This is a genomic window from Streptomyces sp. NPDC056373, assembly GCF_042262425.1.
Classification (GTDB): domain Bacteria; phylum Actinomycetota; class Actinomycetes; order Streptomycetales; family Streptomycetaceae; genus Streptomyces.
Map to the genome: position 1 here is coordinate 46386 of NZ_JBHJPX010000011.1, position 20692 is coordinate 67077.

Annotated in this window: 14 protein-coding genes; 3 read left to right on the forward strand and 11 right to left on the reverse strand. The window is 72.7% G+C overall.

The features are described from left to right. Positions 1-137 precede the first annotated feature (137 nt). From ACFCXS_RS23690 to ACFCXS_RS23700, 3 genes are all read right to left on the reverse strand, one after another. Complete coding sequence (locus tag ACFCXS_RS23690) at positions 138-371, reverse strand: CBS domain-containing protein (protein WP_376645332.1); 234 nt, start codon at positions 369-371, stop codon at positions 138-140. A gap of 41 nt (positions 372-412) precedes the next feature. Beyond that, entirely contained in the window at positions 413-1894 is a 1482-nt protein-coding gene (locus tag ACFCXS_RS23695; RefSeq protein ID WP_376645333.1) for a DEAD/DEAH box helicase, read from the reverse strand. A 178-nt stretch (positions 1895-2072) separates the two neighbouring features. Then, positions 2073-2276 (reverse strand): cold-shock protein, encoded by a 204-nt coding sequence (locus ACFCXS_RS23700; RefSeq protein WP_184848139.1) that lies wholly within the window; start codon positions 2274-2276, stop codon positions 2073-2075. Between the two features lie 552 nt (positions 2277-2828). On the opposite strand from ACFCXS_RS23700, the gene ACFCXS_RS23705 reads away from it, so the two are divergent. After that, positions 2829-3506 carry a DUF4232 domain-containing protein gene (locus ACFCXS_RS23705; RefSeq protein WP_376645334.1) on the forward strand — a complete coding sequence of 226 codons (678 nt, stop codon included), beginning with the start codon at positions 2829-2831 and terminating at the stop codon, positions 3504-3506. A gap of 267 nt (positions 3507-3773) precedes the next feature. Beyond that, the gene (locus ACFCXS_RS23710; RefSeq protein WP_376645335.1) at positions 3774-5153 is read left to right on the forward strand and encodes a DUF5933 domain-containing protein; all 1380 of its coding nucleotides are present in this window, start codon (positions 3774-3776) and stop codon (positions 5151-5153) included. A 31-nt stretch (positions 5154-5184) separates the two neighbouring features. Here ACFCXS_RS23710 and ACFCXS_RS23715 read toward each other — a convergent pair whose 3' ends face one another. Next, positions 5185-7248 (reverse strand): alpha-L-fucosidase, encoded by a 2064-nt coding sequence (locus ACFCXS_RS23715; RefSeq protein ID WP_376645336.1) that lies wholly within the window; start codon positions 7246-7248, stop codon positions 5185-5187. 177 nt (positions 7249-7425) lie between these two features. After that, positions 7426-8397, reverse strand: a complete 972-nt coding sequence (locus tag ACFCXS_RS23720) for a DMT family transporter (RefSeq protein WP_376645337.1) — start codon at positions 8395-8397, stop codon at positions 7426-7428. A 155-nt stretch (positions 8398-8552) separates the two neighbouring features. On the opposite strand from ACFCXS_RS23720, the gene ACFCXS_RS23725 reads away from it, so the two are divergent. Continuing rightward, positions 8553-9473 (forward strand): LysR family transcriptional regulator, encoded by a 921-nt coding sequence (locus ACFCXS_RS23725; RefSeq protein WP_376645338.1) that lies wholly within the window; start codon positions 8553-8555, stop codon positions 9471-9473. Between the two features lie 40 nt (positions 9474-9513). Here ACFCXS_RS23725 and ACFCXS_RS23730 read toward each other — a convergent pair whose 3' ends face one another. The 6 genes from ACFCXS_RS23730 to ACFCXS_RS23755 all read right to left on the reverse strand — a co-directional run bounded on the left by ACFCXS_RS23730 (position 9514) and on the right by ACFCXS_RS23755 (position 20692). Then, on the reverse strand, positions 9514-12492 hold the full coding sequence (locus tag ACFCXS_RS23730; protein ID WP_376645339.1) for an amino acid adenylation domain-containing protein: 2979 nt from the start codon (positions 12490-12492) through the stop codon (positions 9514-9516). A gap of 117 nt (positions 12493-12609) precedes the next feature. Next, positions 12610-13434, reverse strand: a complete 825-nt coding sequence (locus ACFCXS_RS23735; protein ID WP_376645340.1) for an SDR family oxidoreductase — start codon at positions 13432-13434, stop codon at positions 12610-12612. Beyond that, positions 13425-14162, reverse strand: a complete 738-nt coding sequence (locus tag ACFCXS_RS23740) for a thioesterase II family protein (RefSeq protein WP_376645341.1) — start codon at positions 14160-14162, stop codon at positions 13425-13427. The genes ACFCXS_RS23735 and ACFCXS_RS23740 overlap by 10 nt, the downstream gene beginning before the upstream one ends. A gap of 1 nt (position 14163) precedes the next feature. Beyond that, entirely contained in the window at positions 14164-15447 is a 1284-nt protein-coding gene (locus ACFCXS_RS23745) for a cytochrome P450 (protein ID WP_376645342.1), read from the reverse strand. Then, positions 15447-16832 (reverse strand): MFS transporter, encoded by a 1386-nt coding sequence (locus tag ACFCXS_RS23750; RefSeq protein WP_376645343.1) that lies wholly within the window; start codon positions 16830-16832, stop codon positions 15447-15449. The genes ACFCXS_RS23745 and ACFCXS_RS23750 overlap by 1 nt, the downstream gene beginning before the upstream one ends. Next, positions 16829-20692: a type I polyketide synthase gene (locus tag ACFCXS_RS23755; RefSeq protein WP_376645344.1), complete on the reverse strand. Its 3864-nt coding sequence runs from the start codon at positions 20690-20692 to the stop codon at positions 16829-16831. Before ACFCXS_RS23755 ends, ACFCXS_RS23750 begins: the two co-directional genes overlap by 4 nt.

Genomic DNA, 20692 nt, shown 5'->3' on the forward strand with positions numbered 1-20692 from the left:
CATAGACTTTTTTGGGTGTTGGGGGGGTGCCGCCTTGCCGTGGCGCCCGTGGGCGCGGCCAGTGGGGGGGGGGCCCCGGCCGCCGCGCGCGGCCCGGCCCCCACCGGGTCCTCGGGTGGCGGTGACCCGCCTGTGGCTCACCTCTCCGGGAGGTCCCTCAGCCTTACCTGGTCCGTGTAGGTGGAGGCGTTCCGTTGAAGGGTGAGACGGGCCAGCGTGACCAGGCCCGTGCTCTGGTCGTCCCCGTCGCAGAGGACGAGGTGATCGACCTGCGCACCGGCCATGAGGGACAGCGCCACCTCGACGGTCATGTCGTCACTGATCCGAGGAACGTGGGTCATGGAGGAGTGCTGCGTCAGAACCGGGGTCATGGGTGTCTCCTGCCGAGAGGGGGGAGTGTGGGCGCAGGGCTCTAGGCGGTCGAGCCGGAACCGGCCCGCCGCTGCCCCCTGGGGCGTGCCGCCTCACCGGCGGGGCGGCCCTGCCCGGCGGGGCGGCGTCCCCGGCGGCCCCGGGACGCCGCGGACGCGCCGCGGGGGCGTTCCGCGCGCGGCGCGGGGATGACGACCGGGACCCCGGAAGGGGCCTGGGCGCCCGTGATGCGGCTCAGCTCCGCCTCGCCGGACCGCACCTGGGCGATCTGCGGGGTGATGCCCGCCGACGACATCAGCCGGCTCATGCCGCGCCGCTGGCCCGGGGTCACCAGGGTGACCACGCTGCCGGACTCCCCGGCCCGGGCCGTACGGCCGCCGCGGTGCAGGTAGTCCTTGTGGTCACTGGGCGGGTCCACGTTGACGACCAGGTCGAGGTTGTCGACGTGGATGCCGCGGGCCGCGACGTTCGTCGCCACCAGGACCGTCACGTCCCCACTCTTGAACTGGGCGAGGGTCCGGGTCCGCTGCGGCTGGGACTTGCCGCCGTGCAGGGCCGCGGCACGGACACCGCTGCTCAGCAGGTGCGTGGTCAGCCGGTCCACCGCGTGCTTGGTGTCGAGGAACATGATCACCCGGCCGTCGCGCGCCGCGATCTCGGTGGTCGTGCGGTGCTTGTCGGCGTCGTGCACATGGAGCAGGTGGTGCTCCATGGTGGTGACGGCGCCCGCGGAGGGGTCGACGGAGTGGACGACCGGGTCGTGCAGGTAGGTGCGGACCAGCCGGTCGACGTTGCGGTCCAGGGTGGCCGAGAACAGCATCCGCTGCCCGCCGGGGCGCACCTGGTCGAGCAGGGCGGTCACCTGCGGCATGAAGCCCATGTCGGCCATCTGGTCGGCCTCGTCGAGGACGGTGATGTCGACCTGGTCCAGCCGGCAGTCGCCCCGGTCGATGAGGTCCTTGAGCCGGCCGGGCGTGGCGACGACCACCTCGGCCCCGCCGCGCAGGGCACTGGCCTGCCTGCCGAGGGACATCCCGCCGACGACGGTGGCGAGCCGCAGGCTCACGGCACGGGCGTACGGGGTGAGGGCGTCGGTGACCTGCTGGGCCAGCTCGCGGGTCGGCACCAGGACGAGGGCGAGCGGCTGCCGCGGCTCGGCGCGCCGCCCGGCCGTCCGGGCCAGTACGGCGAGGCCGAAGGCGAGCGTCTTGCCGGAGCCGGTGCGGCCGCGGCCCAGGACGTCCCGGCCGGCCACGGAGTTCGGCAGGGTCGCCGCCTGGATCGGGAAGGGCGCGGTCACGCCCTCGCGGCCGAGGGTGGCCAACAGCCGTGCGGGCAGGTCGAGATCGGCGAACGACTCGACGGCCGGCAGCGGGGGAGTGATCGTCTCCGGCGGGGCGAACTCGCCCTGGGGGGCCCTGCGGGGGCCGTGGTTCCTGGGGCGGCGCGCGTTACCGGAGCGGCGGTCGCCGTCACTCCTCGGGAAACGGTCACGGGTACGGGATGTGTGGGCACGCTTCATGCGGGACCTTCCTTGACGGGCGCGTAGCAAGGAAATCCGCAGCAGAGGAGCGGCGCAGAGAATCTCGAGACGAGCCGAAGTCGATGTGGCCGGGTGGGGCCGGCGGGAAAATGGCGAGCCGGGGCCCGCACCCCTTCAGGTGCGGGCCCCGGCTGCGAAGTATGCGCGAGCGCCGGTGTCAGGCGGGCACGATGTTCTCGGCCGTCGGGCCCTTCTGGCCCTGCGCGATGTCGAACGACACCTTCTGGCCTTCGAGCAGCTCGCGGAAGCCCTGGGTGGCGATGTTCGAGTAGTGGGCGAAGACGTCGGCGCCGCCGCCGTCCTGCTCGATGAAGCCGAAGCCCTTTTCGGAGTTGAACCACTTCACGGTACCGGTAGCCATTGTTTTCTCCTTCGGAGGCGGTTTCAGGAATTCACCTCGTGTGAATTCCGTGTCGCCGTGATGATTACCCCGTAGGAAATGAACCTTCCGGCAACCACACCTGCAACTGAGATCGACAGTAGCACGGTGCGTTCCGCTCCATGTCGTTCGATAATTCCGGCCCGGCGGGCGATCGCGGAATATTCGGTGGACCCCGCTTCTATTTCTCATTTTGCGAGCACAGATATTGCCCTCCAGGGGCACGGACCTTCCTGTCGCACCTTTGCGCACGGGCCCTGTGACCTCCTCCGATGGAAGATGCGCCACTGTCGGGGCCGTCGGTGGGTCCCGTCCCGGTGGGCGTACCCGAACACCGCCCCGGCGACAAAGGTCACATCTCCCTCCAGGACGCGTCGGCCGCAACTACGTGGACATGTCACCGATCGGTGACAGCGTTGTGCGGGAACCGCGACGGCGGGATCCCTTCGGCTCCCGGTGCCCTCATAGTGATCAAGAAACACCGAGAGGCCGAACCGACCACGGCCTCAACCAGCCGAAAATCAAGGGGATTTCATGTCCGGCAACCGTCGCAAGGCCTTCCTCGTCTCCGTAGCACTGGTGAGCGGAGCCCTGCTGATGACCGCGTGCCAGGACACGGACGAGGCCGCGGACACCGGCGCGTCGCAGGCTTCCCCGGCCGCGTCCGGTGACGCGGCCCCCCCGTCCGGCTCCTCGGCCGCGGGCAGCGGCAAGGGCTCCGGCGCGGCCGGCAAGGGCTCCGGCGCGACCGGCGGTACCGAGGACGGGGCCGGCTCCGGCGCCGACACCGGCAACGGCAAGCGGGAGCCGGTCGGGCAGGTCTGCGGCGCCAACGACATCTCCTGGAACACCACGTCCAAGACCCAGGGCGGCGGCTACATCCTGATCTCCGCCAAGGCGAAGCCGGGGATCACCTGCATCCTGCCCGCCGCGCTGCCGACCGTGGCGTTCGGTTCCGACGGCACCGAGGCGGGTCCCGCGGAGCAGGCCGTGGGCGAGCAGATCACGCTGAGCGGGAACACCACCGCCTACGCCGGGGTCAACCCCAAGAGCACCAACAGCGACGGCGGCAAGGAACTGGACAGCATCATCGTCGCCGTCGGTGCCGACGACGCCGACCCGGTCTCCCTGAAGGTCGGCACCATCACGGTCGACAAGCCGGTCGTCACCAACTGGCACACCTCCCCGGTCGACGCCGTCCCCTTCAGCTGAACGACCCACGCCCCCCCCGCACCGGCTCCCACGGCGCTTTCGTCCGAACGGGGCCCGGTGCTCGTGGCCGTGGCCGAGGAGCCGCCGGGGGAGGGTGCCGTTCCGGCCGATGCGGCAGGGCGGCGGCGCGGCCGGTCCGCCGGACTCCGCTAGCATGTTCGAACTCGCGGTGGTCTCCCCATCGCTCTCCATCTACCCAGCCATTCGGATGAATCGGCCAGAAGATTGACAGCCAGGGCATCGCGGGTTCTTTCGCGGACAAGCGGCGTGACGTCGTGGGGTGCGTGGCGCCACCGGCGCGCGGTGCTGTGGGGCGCGGCAGCCCTGGTGGCTCTCGCGTTCCTCGTCGTGCTGGAGATCGCCTCCCGCCGCTACGGCGAGCCCGGCCCTCTCACCACCCAGGTGAGGGCCCTCGTCTTCGCCCCCAAGCCGGGTCCGCTGTACGGCGGTCTGGCGCTGATGATGGTGGTGCTCACCTGGCGGCAGCGGTTCATCGCGGCCGGTGCCGCGCTCGGTATCGACGCCGTGCTGCTGGTGGTGCGCCGGGCGGCCGGCGCCGAGACGGTCGAGGGCCACTCCCTGGGCACCGGTGCGCTGTGGGTGATGCTGGGATTCGCGGTCTTCGCCGTCACGCGCCGCACCGGCGGCGAACGCGTCCTGCTGCTGAAGGGCGTCGGGCTGGGCCTGTTGCTGGTGGCCGCCCGCAAGACCGGTGACGCCTGGCTGTTCATCACGGCGAAGACCCGCCCGACGGTGCTCGACCAGTACGTGGCGACGGCCGACCACGCGCTGGGCAACCCGTCCTGGGCGGCGGGCCGTCTCGTCGAGGCCACCGCCCCGTTCAGCACCCATCTTCTCCAGCTGGTCTACGGCCAGCTCGCGGTGGCCGCCGTCGTCGTCGCCCTCTACCAGCTGCGCGACGTGACGGCCGAGCGCCGCTTCCCGCGCCATCACCTGGTGCGCACCTTCCTGGTGATCGGCCTCCTCGGGCCGGGCATCTACATGCTCTTCCCGGTGGTCGGACCGGTCTTCGCCTACGGCCCGGGCGCCTCCGGCACCGGCGGCGTGGAGTGGGCGACGGCCAACCTGTGGCCGCACACGTCGCTGCCGGTCAGCACCCCGGTCCCGATGACGTACGACGGCATCACCCCCCGCAACTGCATGCCCAGCCTGCACACGGCATGGGCCGTCGCGATCTTCGTCCACACCCGCCGGGCCCCGCGGCTGCTGCGGTTCGCGGGCACGTTCTGGATGGTCGTCACGCTCGCCGCGACGCTGGGATTCGGCTACCACTACGGCGTGGATCTGGTCGCCGGCGTGGTGTTCGCCCTGACGATCGAGGCGGCCCTGCGCGCACAGGAACGCGGCTGGGACCGGCCGGGCATCCGGCTGGTCGCCTACGGCACAGCGGTCTTCGCCGCCCTCCTGGTGTCGTACCGCTACCTGCCGACGGAGATGGCCGCCCTTCCGGAGGTGTCCGGTCCCGCCCTCGTCCTCGCGATGAGCTCGGTGATCTACGGCTACGTACGGGTCACCAGGCTGTGGGCGACCCGTCCGTCCGTCTCCGTCCCGAGCCCCGCCGAGGCGCCGGACACCCGCGAGGCCCCGGAAGCGGACACCGCGCGGAGGGACGCCGTAGCGGGATGACCGCGCGGGGCCGACGGGCCCGCCTCGGTGGTCAGGAGACGGGCTGGAAGGTCCACAGCAGGTTGGTGCTGTTCACCCAGGTCCACTGCTTGGTCACGGAGCCGGAGGGGACCTGCCCGCCGCCGTCGAGGACCAGTCCGGTGGTGCGGTTGGCGATCGAGTACCGGCCGTCGCCGCGGTCGGTGATCTGCCACTGCTGGTCGGTGCTGCCGTTCCAGGCCGCTTGACGGGCCGGATCCCCGTCGCCGGTCGAGCCCCAGCCGTCGGCGACCATGCCGTTGGTGCGGTTGACCAGCCTGTAGTAGCCGGTGCCGAGATCGACGGCCTGCCACTGGAGGTTGGTGCTGCCGACCGGCGTCCACTGCTTGAGGTTCGAGCCGCCGGCGACGTTGCCGCCGCTGTCCAGGGCCAGGCCGTCCGTGACGTTGATCAGCCGGAAGTACGTGGCCGGATCGAACGTGACCTTCAGCGAGGCGATGGCGTCGTTGTTGCCGGTCACCCGCAGGTCGGGGTTGTCCGCGGTGAACGTCCAGGCCGTGCCGGTGAAGTTGTCGCCGGAGTAGCCCGTCACCCGGTACCCCTGGGGCACCCTCAGCGAGGAGATGGTCGCGGGACCCACCCCCGCGGCCGACAGCTGGGAGGAGGTGTAGCCGCCCAGCTTCAGGACGGCGCTCGCCGAGGAGTAGCCCACGTCCTGGAACACCGTCACCCGGGCTCCGCCGGCGGCCTTCGGGACGCCGCTGACCTCGACGCAGACCACGGAGTCACCGGCGTCCGGGGCGGCGGCCGGCACGGTGACACTGATCTGGCCGCCGCCGACGGTGTAAGTGAGCGAGGCGGAGGGGTCGTTCATCAGGTAGACGCGGCTGATCGTGTTGGTGAGCGCCGGGATCTGCAGCACTCCGCCCGTGGGCCAGGTGAAGACGTGGGCGAACAGCTTTCCGTCCTTCTTGGTGGCCCTTCCCCAGGAGGGGTCGGTGGCGAAGGGGCTCGCCGTGGCTCCGTGCACGCTGTCGCCGTACGTCGCCATCCACGACGCCAGGCCGCGCAGGACGGTCACGGATCCGGCGGTGACCGAGCCGTCGCCCTTGGGCCCGATGTTCAGCAGGAAGTTGCCGTCCCGCGAGACGCAGGTGACGAGTTCCTGGACGAAGTCCTTGACGGGCAGGTAGGAGTTCTCCCGGCCCGCGTTGTAACCCCAGGCGCCGTTCATGGTGTCGCACCGCTCCCACTGGCGGTCCAGCGGCGCGTCGGGGACACCGAACTCCGTGACCGTGTAGTCGCCCAGACCGAGATCCCGCTTGACCCGTTCGTTGACGACGAGCCCGGGCTTGCGGGCGATCAGCCAGTTGTAGAGGTCGACGCCGTCGGACTTGAGCCACCAGTCCTGGAGGGTGGGGTTCGCGGGTTCGCCGAACCAGTCGCCGTCGAACCACAGCAGCGCCGGGTCGTAGCGGTCCAGCAGCTCCTGCAGCTGAGCCTTCATGTCCGCGATGTAGCCCGTGCGGGCGGCCGTCGAGGCCATGGCCGTGAGACCGCCGCCACGGATGGTCTGGGAGGGGTGGTTCCAGTCCAGGATCGAGTAGTAGAGCCCGAACTTGACGCCCCGCGCCTCGCACTCGGTCTTGAGCGCCGCCAGCAGATCGCCCTGGACGCCTGCGTAGTCGTGCAGGTTGTACGGCTTGGTGCCGGTGGTGTCCGTGAAGCCGGGGACGCCGGAGTCCCACATGGCGAAGCCCTCGTGGTGCTTGGCGGTGATCACCAGGTACTTCATGCCGGCGTCCGCCGCCAGTCGGGCGATGGCCGCCGCGTCGAACGCGGTGGGGTTGAAGTGCGCGGACACCTGGGTCTGGTAGTCGGCCTTGTTCCAGCTCTCGCTGGAGAACGCCCATTCACCGTGGCCGAGGTAGGAGTACGACCCGAAGTGGATGAACATCCCGAACCGGGCCTGGTACCACCAGTCCATCTTGGAGGGGACGGAGTAGGCCTGGGCGGTGGCAGGCAGCAGGGCCTGCGGCAGCCCGAAGGCCACGACGCCTCCGGCGAGCGCGGCGGCCTTGATCAGGGAACGTCTGCTCAGGGGTGCGGAGGACATGGTGCGGCTCCTGGTTCGCCGGTCGGCTACATCGGATGAATTTATAGATGCTGCGCAACCGAGGCGTCCAGGGGTGAGACGGAAACTCGTCAACTTCCCTGTTCAGTAAGTCGAAAGGTCAAAATCGGAGCAGTTGTGGGGCGCGATCCCGACTTGATCTCTGGAAATAGCTCGGATCTATCGAGGGGTCGGTGCCGCCGTACGCCGGGCTCGGGGCGGCTCAGGCCGTGGTCCGCCCCGGTCGGCCGGAGCCGCGGCAGCGGTCTTCGGGCCCGCCCGCCGCGTCATCCCGACGCCCGCGAGGACGACGGCCATGCCCAGCACGACCCGGATGCTCAGGCTCTCGCCCAGGAAGACCGCGCCGAGGAGGACGGAGACCACCGGCAGGAGGTAGCCGACCACGGCCGCGTTGGTGGCTCCCTCGTCATTGATGATCCGGTAGGTGAGGTGGAACGTGATCGCGGTGCACAGGACACCGAGGGCGACGGCCGCGATCACGACCGTCGGGCCCGCGTCGACCGAGTCGAGGCCACCGACCGGCACGGCGAGGGCGGTCAGTCCGCTCGCGGCGACGAGCTGGGCGGCGGAGAGGGAGATGGTGGGAGTGCCCTTGCCGACCAGCGTGCGGCCCATGTACGTGAACGCGACGGCGTAGCTGGCCGCCGCGCCGAGGATGGCAAGGGCGCCCCAGCCGGTGGCCCCGGTTGTCTGCCAGGGGGCGAAGATGAGCGTCACGCCGGCGAAGCCCAGCACAAGGCCCGCGAGGCGGACCGGGCGGAGCCCGCGTTCAGAGCCGAGGGCGAGGCCGAGGGCGATCGACCAGAGCGGGGTCGTGGCGTTGAGGACTCCGGCCAGACCCGAGTCGACGGTCTGCTGGCCGAGGCTGAACAGCGCGAACGGGAGTGCGTTGCAGAAGAAGGCCGCGACGACGATGTGGCGCCACACGGCGAGACCCCGCGGCAGACGTCGGCCCGACGCGTAGCAGGCGACGGTGAGGACGAGCGCGCCGAGGGCGCAGCGGACGAACGTGACCTGGAGTGGGGAGAGTCCGCGCAGGGCGAGCTCGATCCACAGGAAGGTGGAGCCCCACAGCAGGGCGAGCACGACCACCCGCACTGCGCCCCGCGGACTTCGTTCACGGCTGCTCACGATGCGTTCCTCCATCCGGCCCGGCGGCCCGTTCGACCGCCGGCCCCTCGGACCCGCTGCGTCGAACCGTCCTCTTGTTCCGCTCCTTTGAAGGTGCCTCACCCGTCTATTCAGGACAAGCGAATGATTCTTCCTATCCTGTTAAGCTGAGCTACATGCTTGATGTGAGGCGACTGCAGGTCCTGCGTGCGGTGGTCACCAGTGGCACGGTCACCGCCGCCGCGGCCCACCTGGGGTACACGCCGTCCGCCGTCAGCCAGCAGATCGCGGTGCTGGAGAAACAGGCCGGTACGGCGCTGTTCGAGCGGGTCGGCCGCAGTGTGCGGCCCACGGCCGCCGGTCTGCTGCTCACCGAGCACGCGGCCCTGATCAGCGCGGCGGTCGCCCAGGCCGAGACCGCCCTCGCCGACCTCCGCGCCGGGCGCACCGGCCGCCTGTCGGTCCGTTACTTCGCCACGTCCGGGTCCACGTTGGTGGCCCCCGCGCTGGCCCGTCTGCGCGCCGAGCACCCCGGCGTCCGGGTCGACCTCCGGCTCACCGACCCGGAGGACCCGCTCCAGGAGGTGGCGCGGGGCCGGGCCGACCTGGCCGTGGTCGTCCAGGCGTCCGACCGCGTGGGCGACGGCTTCCGGTTCGTCCACCTTCTCGACGACCCGTACGCCGCCGTACTGCCCCTCGGTCACCCGCTGGCCGACCAGGAGATCATCGACCTGAACGAGCTGTCCGGTGAGCAGTGGGTCGGCAGCGAGCCGCCCGGGCCGTGTCTGGAACCGGTGATCGACTCCTGCGCGGCGGCCGGATTCAGCCCCGGCTTCGTCATCCAGAGCGAGGATTACGCCACCGCTCAGGGCTTCGTCGCCGCAGGTCTCGGCGTCGGCCTGATGCCGATGCTGGGACTGCGCACCCGGCACCCCGGCGTCGTCGTACGCCCGGTCCGGGGCCCCGAACCGTTCCGGGTGATCTCGGCAGCCGTACGGGAGACGGCCCTCGAACAGCCCGCTCTGCGCGGTCTGCTGGAGGAGCTGCGGTCCGCTGCCCGCGCCGCCGGTCCTCCCGATGACCCCGGGGCGGACTGAGGGCCGGACCCCGCGCGACCGCCGGTCGCCTCGGAGCGCCTCACGCCTGGCGGCCCGCCCCGGTCAGTGCCCGGATGGTGGGCGTGCGGAACAGGTCGCGCAACGGTACGGCGGGCAACCCCCGGCCGCGCAGTGCGGCGCTGATCCGCACGGCGAGCAGGGAGTTGCCCCCGAGTTCGAAGAAGTCGTCGTCGATCCCCACCGGGATGCCGAGGATCTCGGACCAGATCTCCAGCAGGGCCGCCGTCGCCCCTTCCGTCCCCTCGGGCGCCGGCGCCGCGGTGGCGGCCCGGACCGGTTCGGGCAGCCGCTGCGCGTCGAGCTTGCCGTTCGTGGTCAGCGGCAGGGCGTCGAGCGCCGTGACGGTCGCCGGGAGCATGTACGCGGGCAGGACGGTCGCGGCCCGCTTGCGGACCCCGGCCGTGTCCAGGTCCGCCGGGACGACGTACGCGTCGAGACGGGCGGTGGCGGGGTCGGCCGGGTCGTCCCGGCGGACCACCACGGCCGCCGCGTGCACCTCGGGGTCCTCCAGGAGCACCGAACGGATCTCGTCGAGTTCGATCCGGAAACCGCGGATCTTGACCTGGCTGTCGATGCGCCCGAGGTGTTCGAGGGTGCCGTCCGGCCGCAGCCGCCCCAGGTCGCCGCTGTGGTACTGGCGGCCCTGCGCGTACGGGTCGGGGCTGAAGCGGGCGGCCGTGAGGTCGCTCTGCCCGAGGTAGCCGAGGGCGACGCCCGCGCCGCCGACGCGGATCTCACCGGTGACACCGGGCGGGACGAGCCGGCCCCGCGCGTCCGTGACGTACAGGTGCCAGCCGGGCAGCGCGGGGCCGACGGACTTCGAGCCGGCCAGGGCCAGTTCCCGGGTCAGCGTCTGCGCGGTGACGTGCACGGTCGTCTCGGTGATGCCGAACATGTTGACCATGCGGCACTCGTCCTCCGGATGCCGGTCGAACCAGCGCAGCAGCATGCGGGCGTCGAGCGGCTCGCCACCGAAGACGACCAGCCGCACCACGAGCGGCGCATGGTCGGTCTCCAGGAGCTGGGAGAAGGCGGAGGGCGTCTGGCTCAGGACGGTGACCCGCTCCCGGACCAGCAGGTCCCGGAACTCCCCGGGCTCGCGGGAGACGAGGTAGGGCACGACCACGAGCCGTCCGCCGGTGAGCAGGCAGCCCCACGTCTCCCAGACGGAGAAGTCGAACGCGCCGGAGTGGAAGAGGCTCCAGACGTCGTCCGGGCCGAGGCCGTAGTCCCCGCGGGTGGCGTCGACGAGCGCGACGACGTTGCGGTGCGGTACGACGACGCCCTTGGGGCGGCCGGTGGAGCCCGACGTGTAGATGACGTAGGCGGGGTCGTCCGGGGAGCCGCCCGTGGGGAGTTCGCCGGGCTGCCCGGCCGCCGCGGTCAGCTCGTCGGGGGTGACGGGGGTGCCGGCGCCGGCCGGGTACTCCGCCAGCCGGGTCACCACCAGGTCCAGGCCGGCGTCCCGCGCGGTGTGGGCGAGCCGGTCGGCGGGATAGGCGGGGTCCGTGGGCACGTACGCCGCACCCGCCTTGAGGACCGCGAGCATGGTCACCACGAGTTCGGTGGTCCGCTCCAGGCAGATCCCGACCCGGTCGCCGGGCGCGATCCCCCGTGCGACCAGACCGCGTGCCAGCTGTCCGGCCTGTTCGTCGAGCTCGCGGTAGGTGAGGACGGAGGCGCCGTCGCCGACCGCCGGGGCGTCCGGGGTCGCGGCCGTGACCCGTGCGAGAGCGTCGGTGATCCGCTCCGGCGCGCCGGGCGGTGTGCCGGCCGGCCGCCCGAGCAGCGCGACCCGCTCGCGCTCGGCCGCGTCGAGGAGCTCGATGTCGTCGACGAGCGTGTCCGGTGCCGCGTGCGTGAACTGTCCGAGGACATGCGCCAGGTGCCGCAGGAAGGTCTCGACGATCCCGGCCGAGAAGTGGCTGCGCCGGTACGAGGCCCACAGCCGCATCCCCCCGGCGGGCTGCGGCAGCAGGGCCAGCGTGAGGGGGAAGGGCGGTGCGAGGCACGGCAGATACTCCGCCGGAGCACCGGCACGGAACGGCGGTTCGCCGGCGGCCGATTCGACGAGACCGGCGAGCACCGGGGTGCCGGTCCGCGCCGGGGTGCCGGGCCGCGCCGGGTTCTCGGTCGGCACCGGGCCGCCGGTCGGCTCCTGGGTGTCGGACTGCACCGGGCCGCCGGTCGGCTCCTGGGTGTCGGACTGCGCCGAGCTGTCGGTCGGCTCCTGGGTGTCGGACTGCGCCGAGCTGTCGGTCGGCACTGTGCCGTCGGGTCGCGCCGAGCCGTCGGTCGGCACTGTGCCGTCGGGTCGCGCCGAGCTGTCGGTCGGCAGCGTGCCGTCGGTCGGCAGCGGTTGTGTCGGCCGGAGGGCCGAGGCCGGGGCGTCGGCGGGGACCTCGATCCGCAGGGCACCGCGTCGGTCGGTGGCCACATGGACCTCACCGCTCGCCCCGTGGCCCGCGTAGCGGTGGAGGGTGAGGGCGAGCGAGGCGAGGAGGCCGGTGGCGGTGGGGGAGCCGGTCAGGTCGAGTGCCCGGGTGCCCCACGAGGTGTCGCCGCGGCGGCCGCCGCCCCAGTCGGGCGCGGGAGCCGCGGCGGGCGGTGTGACGGGCGCTGCGGACGGCACCGGCAGCGGCCCCGCCGCCCCGGAGACCAGCACGTCGACCAGCCGGTCGAGCCCCTCCCGGCCGAGCACCGCGCGGTGCGCGACGACCACCAGGTCGGCGACGTCGTCCCGATGGCGCAGCAGCACACAACGGACCGACTGCGTCGGCCGGTTCAGTTCCGTGGCCGCCAGCCGCCGTGCCACCGGTTCGCCGGACCCCGCCGCCGTCTCCTCCACCCACAGCCGCCAGGGCCCCACCGCGGCGAGCCGGGCGGTCAGCTCCTCCACGGCCACCGGGCCGCTCAGCCGGACCCGCACGGCATGGCACCGTTCCCCCGCCAGGGGCTCCCCGGCCGTATGACCACTCGCCATATGACCCTTCGCCATGTGTCCACCCGCCATATGTGCACCCACAGTGCGCTCCCCCACCACGTGCTCCCCCACCATGGGGCGTCCTTCCTCTCTCACAACTCTCACCACGCGTCAGCGCTCTCGGCCCACCCGTCAGCGCGCGGTGAACCCGCCGTCCACGGTCAGGACCGAGCCGGTCACCTGCCGGGAGTCGTCCGAGACCAGATAGACCACCGCGGCGGCGACGTCCTCCGGCTCGATCAGCGCGTTCATCGGCTGCGCCTCGGTGAACGTCTGCTCGTGCTCGCCCACCTGCACGTCCAGGGCGCGGGCGATCTCGGCGAGCATCCGGCCCTCGGCGGTCGCGTCGTCCCGCACCGATCCGGGGCAGACGGCGTTGACCCGTACCTTGGTGGGCGCGTAGTCGAGGGCGGCCGCCTTGGTCAGGCCGATCAGGCCGTGCTTGGCGGCGACGTACCCGGCGAAGTGCCGGTAGCCGACGAGACCGGCCGTCGAGGAGACGTTGACGACGGAACCGGAGCGGCGGGCGCTCATCGCGCGGGCGACCGTGCGCATCACCCGCCACGCCCCCGTCAGGTCGACGTCGATCATCAGCGCCCACTCGTCCTCGGCGATGTCGTGCACCGGCTTGCCCGAGGGGGCCGCGATACCCGCGTTGTTGACGACGGCGTCGATGCGGCCGAAGCGGTCCTCGGCGAGGGCCACGGCCGACTCCACGGAGGCCAGGTCGCGTACGTCGCAGGCCGTGGTGAGCACCGCGGCGCCGGCCTTGCGGCACAGCGTCGCCGTGTGCTCCAACTGCCCCCTGGTGCCCAGTGGATAGGGCACCCCGGCCAGGTCGTCGCACACGTCCAGCAGCGCGAGGCCGGCCCCCTCGTCGGCGCAGGCGAGCGCGATGGCCCGGCCCAGGCCGCGGGCGGCGCCCGTGACCAGCACGGTCTTCCCGGTCAGACGCACTGTTCCTCCGCTGCCCGGTTCAGCTCCTCGGCGACGGTCCGGAGCAGCTCCGGTGCCGACTCGGCCAGGTACATGTGGCCACCGGGCAGCTCCACGGCGCGGAAACCCGCGACGGTGGTGCGGGCCCACGCCTCGGCCTCCGCGCGGCTGACGAGGGTGTCGTCGGCACCGCGCAGACCGGTGACGGGCACCGGCAGAGCCCGGTCGTCCGCCGGCCGGTACGACTCGTGCATCTCCACGTCCGCGCGGAGCGTGGGCAGGATCAGCTCACGCATCTCGGGGTCCTGGAGAGCCTCGTCGGTGTAGCCGGCGAACTCGTTGACGCGCTGAAGGAACGCGTCGTCGTCGAGTCCGGTGGCCCGGCGGGCCCGCGGCTCCGCGGGATGCGGCGAGCCGCTGGCGAACAGCCGCACGACCCGCACCTCGGGTGTGGCGACGAGGCGGCGTGTCAGCTCGTAGGCGAGGACGGCGCCCAGGCTGTGGCCGAACAGGGCTACGCGGTGCGGGCGCGGGCCGCCGTCGAGCGTGGCGAGCAGGTCGGTGAGGAGCCCGTCGGCGGCGGTGCTCGCGTCCCGGTACGGCTCCTCGTCGATGAGCCGCTCCCGCCCCGGGAGCTGGAGCGGCAGGACGTCGAAGCCGTGCGGCTCGGCGAGCCGCTGCCACGGACGGTAGAAGGAGGCACCCGCGCCGGCGAAGGGCAGGCACACGAGCGAGATGCGGTCGGCCATGTCAGCGGTCCTGGGAGGTGTCGGCGGCCGGGCGGGTGCCGGCCGCGAGGCGGGCGTCGTAGGTGACGGGCAGCTTCGCCAGGCCGCGGCTGGTCGAGTTGTCGAAGAGCCAGTCGACCTCGTCGGCCGGGACGGCGAGGCGCAGGCCCGGCAGCCGGCGCAGCAGGGTGGTGAAGGCGATGTTCCCCTCGACCCGGGAGAGCGGGGCGCCGACGCAGAAGTGCGGGCCCTGGCCGAACGCGAGGTGCCGGTTGGCGGTGCGCGTGATGTCGAGCTCGTCCGGCTTCTCGAAGGCCTCGGGGTCCCGGTTGGCGGAGCCCATCAGCAGGTGGACGAAGCTCTCCTTGGGAATGGGGCAGCCACCCAGCTCCATGTCCTCGGCGGCGACGCGCAGGGTGCCCCGGTAGACGGGGGACTCGAAGCGCAGGAACTCCTCGACGGCGGAATCGGCCAGCTCCGGGCGGGAGCGCAGGAGTTCGAGCTGGTCGGGGTGGGTGAGCAGCGCGTGAGTGCCGCTGCCTATGAGGTTGGCGGTGGTCTTGTGGCCCGCGATGATCAGCAGGACCAGGGTGGAGACCAGCTCGTCGTTGGTGAAGCGGTCCTCCTCGTCGGCGGCCCGCACCAGGATGCTGACCAGGTCGTCACCGAGGTTCGCGCGACGGTCGGCCAGCAGGTCGAGAAGGTAGCGCTCGATGTTCTCGCTGGCGTCCTTGAGCTTCTCGTTGGACTCCGCGTCGGGATACGGTGCGCCGCTGAGCCAGTTCCCCCAGGTGTGCAGCTGTGGCCGGTCCGCCACGGGCACGCCGAGGAACTCGCAGATGACCCGCATCGGCAGCGAGAACGCGAACTCCATCAGGTTCACCTCGCCCTGCTCGGGAAAGGCGTCGATGAGCTCGTCGGTGATCTCCTGGACGCGCGGGCGCAGCAGCTCCATCCGGCGCGGGACGAAGGCGCGGCTGACGAGCTTGCGCAGCCGGGTGTGCTCCGGCGGGTCGGCGGTCAGCATGTTGCGCACCAGGACCGGGCTGGAGTCCTTGACGAGGTCGCGGAACCACGCGGGGGCGTTGTCGACCCGCTTGGACAGCCGCGGGTCGCTGAACGCCTTGAGCACGGTCGAGTAGTCGGCGACGACGTAGCCCTCCCCGCCCACCGGGTAGTTGATGGCGTGGACCGGGCAACCACTCGCGCGCAGCTTGGCGTTGGCGGTGTGCAGGTCGTTGCCCTCGGGGGCGGTGAAGAACTCGGGGGGAAGCTGTTCCTCGGTGCGGGGCAGCTCGGTGGTCATCAGGATTCCCCTTCCTTGTGCGGGGCTGCGGGAGCCTCCTGGGAGCGGCCGCCCTCGGCGGGCGCGCCGGTGACGGCGGTGTCCGTGTACGCCTCGGGGGGCGCGATCCCGCGGATGCGCGGGCTGAGGGTGGGCAGGGCGGCGAGGCCGGAGATGACGGCCATGATGGTGAACACCCAGACCGGACCGGCCTGGTCGAAGACGGTGCCGATGATGAACACGCCGGCCGGGGCCGCGATCATCGACATGAACATCACCGCGCCGAGCACCCGGCCCTGCGCCTTGTCGGGGACCATCGCGGCGAGGTAGGCGAGGAACAGCGCGCTGGTGATCGGGCCGCGCAGGAACACGCAGGCGACGATGATGCCGAGCGGGACGAGCCCGGAGACGTTGGCCAGGAGGACGGCGGCGACGGGGCCGATCCAGGCGGCGGCCAGGAAGAGCTTCGCCGGCGCGACCTTCTTGATGACGGGTCCCGCGATCAGCGAGCCGGCCAGGCCGCCGATGCCCGCGATGGACAGCAGGACGCCGGTGAACCCGGAGGAGGCGCCCCGGCTTTCGGCGGTGGCGATCAGGGCGAGGAACACGCCGGAGTGGGTGAACGCCATGTTCGAACCCATGATCCAGACGATCAGCAGGCGCAGGACCGGCTGCCGGGCGAGGATGCGGAAGCCCTCGGCCGTGTTGCGCTTCTCGCCCGGGGTGAACTGCTCCACCTTCATCGGCTTGCGGATGAACAGCAGCAGCACGGTCGAGACGAGGAAGCCGATCGCCGAGCTCAGGAACGGGAACGCGCGGGCCACGCCGAACAGGAAGCCGCCGGCGGGCGGGCCTCCCATGGTGGCGGCGAAGTAGCGGATCTGGTTCTGGGCCGTGGCCTGGGTGAGCTGGGACGCCGGGACGAGCTGCTTGATGGCTGCGAGCCCCGTCGGGTTGGAGATGCCGAGGCAGGCGGCCGAGCCGACGGCGATGGCGAACACGAGGGCGGGCTGGGTCTGGCCGGCGAAGATCAACACGCTGAACAGGCCGAGCAGAGCGACCCGGACCAGGTTGCAGATGATCATCAGCAGCCGTCGGTCCATCCGGTCGGCGAGGGTGCCGCCGGGGATGGACAACAGGCTGGTGGTGATGAGCTGGGCCGAGCCGACGGCTCCGGCGTAGAAGGCCGAACCCGTGGTGGTGAGGATGAGCAGCGGGTAGGCGACCTCCGCCGTCTCCTTCGCGAGCGCGGCGAACGCCTCACTGGTCCACAGGGCCTGGAAGTCGCGATTGCGCAGCAGCGGCTTCTCGGCGTCCTCGGGCTTGTCGGTGCCCCCGGCGGCGTCGGCGTCCTGCGGCGCCGGGTCCTCGGACTCGGTGCCGGGAGGTGTCTGCGAGACGGTCAAGAGTCGTTCCTCTCCTTGTGCGGTGGCCCGGACCGGGTGTCCGGGCGGAGTGCCTCGCCGATGCGTGCGGCCAGGTCGTCGACGTACGGCGGTCTCAACATCGACCAGTGGTCGCCGCCCACCGCCGTCACCCGCAGTCCTGCCGGGTAGAGGCGCGCGAGGCGGCGGGCGAGCCGGCCGGCCGCCGCGGGGTCCGTCTCCGCCTTGAACAGGACGGCCGGACAGTCCACCCGGCGCGGTGTGTGGGCCAGTACGGAGGCCTGGCCCGCGAGGAACCGCCGGCGCGCCTCGGGACTGCGGCGGTGCACCCCGGCCAGGGGTCCGACGCCGAGCAGCGTGTCCAGACCGGCCTTCAGCCCGCCGAGTATGAAGCGGGGGGCCGCGGCGACCGGCAGCGGATGGGTGTCGGGGACGTAGCCGTCCAGCGAGACCAGCAGGTCGACCTCGTGCCCACGCAGCGCGAGCAGCCGGGCGGTCTCGTGCGCGACCACCGCGCCGAAGGACCATCCGCCGAGGGTGAACGGGCCGGTGGGCTGGGCCCGCAGCAGGTTGCGCATGTGCGTGGCGGCGAGGGACCCGACCGAGCGGCGCCCCTCCCGTTCGTCGTGGGCCGACTGCTCCAGGGCCAGGACCGGCCGGTCGCCCTCGAGTACCAGCCGCGCGGCCAGGGCCCGGTAGGGCAGGGCGTTGCCGAGGGCGTCCGCGACGAGGAAGAAGGGCCGCCCGGAGCCCTCCCGCAGCGTGGCCACGCCCGGCAGGGGTGAGGACGGGCCGGGCCGGTCGCCCAGGCCGTGCTCCACCAGCTCGACGAGTCCGCCGAAGGTCGCCTTCAGCATGAAGTCGGTGACGGACACCTCCACTCCCACCCGCTCGCGGACGGCGGCGGTGAGTGCGAGGGCGAGCAGCGACTCGCCTCCGAGGCCGAAGAAGTCGTCCGGGTCGGCGGCGGTGGTGACGCCGAGGGTCCGGCACCACGCCGCTTCCAGGAGCGACCGCACGGAACGCTCCGCAGGGGAGCCAGGGGAGCCAGGGGAGCCAGGGGAGCCAGGGGAGCCCGGGGACACCGCCTTGTCGCGACGGGCCGGGGTGACGGCCGTGTTGCGACGGGCCGGGGTGACGGCCGTGTTGCGACGGGCCGGGGTGACGGCCGCGTCGGGCCGTTCGGCGGCCGGTACCCGTTCCCCTCGCGGCGCCGCCGGTTCCGGATCCGGGTCCTCGCCCAGGAACGGGTGCGCGGGCAGCGAGCAGCGCGGCGGCCGCTCACCGGGATCGCCGTGCCGGCTGTCCAGGACGGTGTCCAGGGCGCGGTCCACGCCCAGTTCCCACAGGGCGCCGATCGCGTCGAGGAGCCCGGCCTCCTGGCCGTCCGGCCGGCCGGGGGCGAACCGGACGGTCCGGTGGGCCGGGTCCCAGCCGGGCGCGGCCCGCAGTGAGCCGGTCATCGACCCGCCGGGTCCCAGCTCCAGATAGGTGGTGCAGCCCGAGCCGAGCAGCGTGGCCGTACAGGCGTCCAGGCGGACCGGCTCGCGCAGATGCGCCGCCCACCGCTCCGGGCTGACCGCGGCCTGCGGATCGGCCCACTGGCCGGTGGTGTTGCTGATGTACGGCAGCCGGGACGGGCGGGCGGGCATCGACGACAGATGGTCCCGCACCGCCTCGGCTGCCGGGTTCATGGCCGGCGTGTGGAAGGCACGCCGGGTGTGGACCGGGGTGACGCGCAGCCCCTGGAGGGCGTCCCCCGCGAGCAGGAGGTCCATCTCCGCCTCGCCGCCGGCGAGAACGGCGGACCCGTTGCCGCGTACCGCGACGGTGACACCGCAGTCCTCGGGCAGCAGGGCTTCGACGTCCCCGGGCGAGGCGTGGACGACGACCATGCGGCCGGGGGCGGCGTCGCGCATCGCGCGGGCCCGGGCATGGACGAGGCCGACCGCCTCGGGCAGCGACCACACGTCGGCGAGGGCCGCGGCGGTGTACTCGCCGATGCTGTTGCCGAGCATGGCGTGCGGGGTGACCCCCCACGCCGCGAGCTGACGGCCGAAGGAGTAGCCGAGGGCGAACAGGCCGAGCTGCTGGTGGACGGTGTCGGCGAACCAGTCGGCCGTGCCCTCGGGCGTCTCGCCCGGGGTGATCACCGGCCCCAGGTCCACGCCGCAGTCGTCGGCCGCGGTCTTGCGGATCTCCTCGAACGCGGCCCGGAACTCCGGTAGCAGCCGGTGCGCGGCCTCACCCGCCGCCTCCTTGAGGACACCCTGGCCGGGGAAGAGGAAGGCGACCTTGCCCAGCCGCCCGGGGGAGCCGAGCCGTTCGGCCGCGCCCTGCGCGGCGCTCAGCGCCTCCGCGGCGTGTTCGGCGTCGCGGACGACCACGGCCTGCCGGTGCCGGTGGCGGCGGCGCCCGGCCAGGGTCCGGGCGGCCGCGGCCGGATCGGGGCCGTCCACGCCGTCACGGAAACGTTCTTCGAGTGCCGAGCCGAGCCGGGCGAGCGCCGCCGGTGTGTGTCCCGTCAGCGGCAGCACCTGCGGGCGGGCCGTTCGCGCGGGCCGGCGGACGGCGGGTGCCTCGGTGAGGACGACGTGCGCGTTGGTGCCGCCGACGCCGAACGAGCTGACCGCGCCGACCCGCTCCGCCCGGCCCTCGCACGGCGCCCACGGCTCGAGCCCGGTGGCCACCCGGAACGGCGAACCGTCCAGTTCCAGCAGCGGGTTGGCAGTCGTGTAGTGCGCCGTCGGGACGATCTCCCGGTGCTCCAGCATGAGAGCCGTCTTGATCAGACCCGTGACACCCGCGGCCGCGCCGGTGTGACCGATGTTGCCCTTCACGGCGCCGAGCACACACCGGCCGGTCTCCGCGCGGGCCGGCCCGAACACCTCCGTCAGGGCCTGCACTTCGATGGGGTCGCCGAGCCGGGTGGCGGTCCCGTGCGCTTCCACATGGCCCACGGCCGCGGCGGGGATCCCGGCGTCCGCCAGGGCGTCCCGGATCACCTCGCTCTGCCCGGCCGCGGAGGGCGCGGTGTACGCCATCTTGTCCGAGCCGTCGTTGTTGACGGCCGTTCCGGCGATGACGGCGGCGATCCTGTCGCCGTCGCGCACGGCGTCGGCGAGCCGCTTGAGCACGACGACACCGACGCCCTCGCTGGGCACGGTCCCGGCGGACCGGGCGTCGAACGGGCGGCAGTACCCGTCCGGCGCGAGGATCCCGCCCGGTTCGAAGAGGTAGCCCCACTCGCCGTGCGGCATCACAGTGACCCCGCCGGCGAGAGCGGCGTCGCACTCGCCCCCGCGCAGCGCCCGCACCGCCAGATGCACGGCCGTCAGGGACGTCGAACAGGCCGTCTGCACGGTGATCGCGGGCCCGCGCAGTCCCAGTTTGTACGCCACCCGGGTGGCGACGAAGTCCTTCTCCCGCCCGATGTACCGGGCCAGTTCACCCAGCGCGGCATCGTCCCGGCCGGGCCCCGAGCGGTCGGCACCGGCGTACACGCCGACCCGTCCGGGGAACCGGGCGGGGTCGATGCCCGCGTCGTCGACGGCCGCGGCCGCGCACTCCAGGAAGACCCGCTGCTGGGGGTCCGTCGCCGCGGCCTCCGCCCGGCTGTACCGGAAGAAGGACCAGTCGAAGCGGCGGGAGTCCTCGATGACACCCATGGCCGGTACGAAGTTCTCCCGGCCCACGTAGGCGGGGTCCACCCCGCGCCGGTGCAGCTCCTCACGGGTGGGGCGGCTGATGCCGTCCCGGCCCGCCCGGATCAGCGACCGGAACGCCCGGACGCCGGGCGCGCCGGGCAGCCGGCAGGCCATGCCGACGACGGCGACGGCGTGCTCATCGGAGGGGGAGGAGGACACGGCAGCAAGGGACAT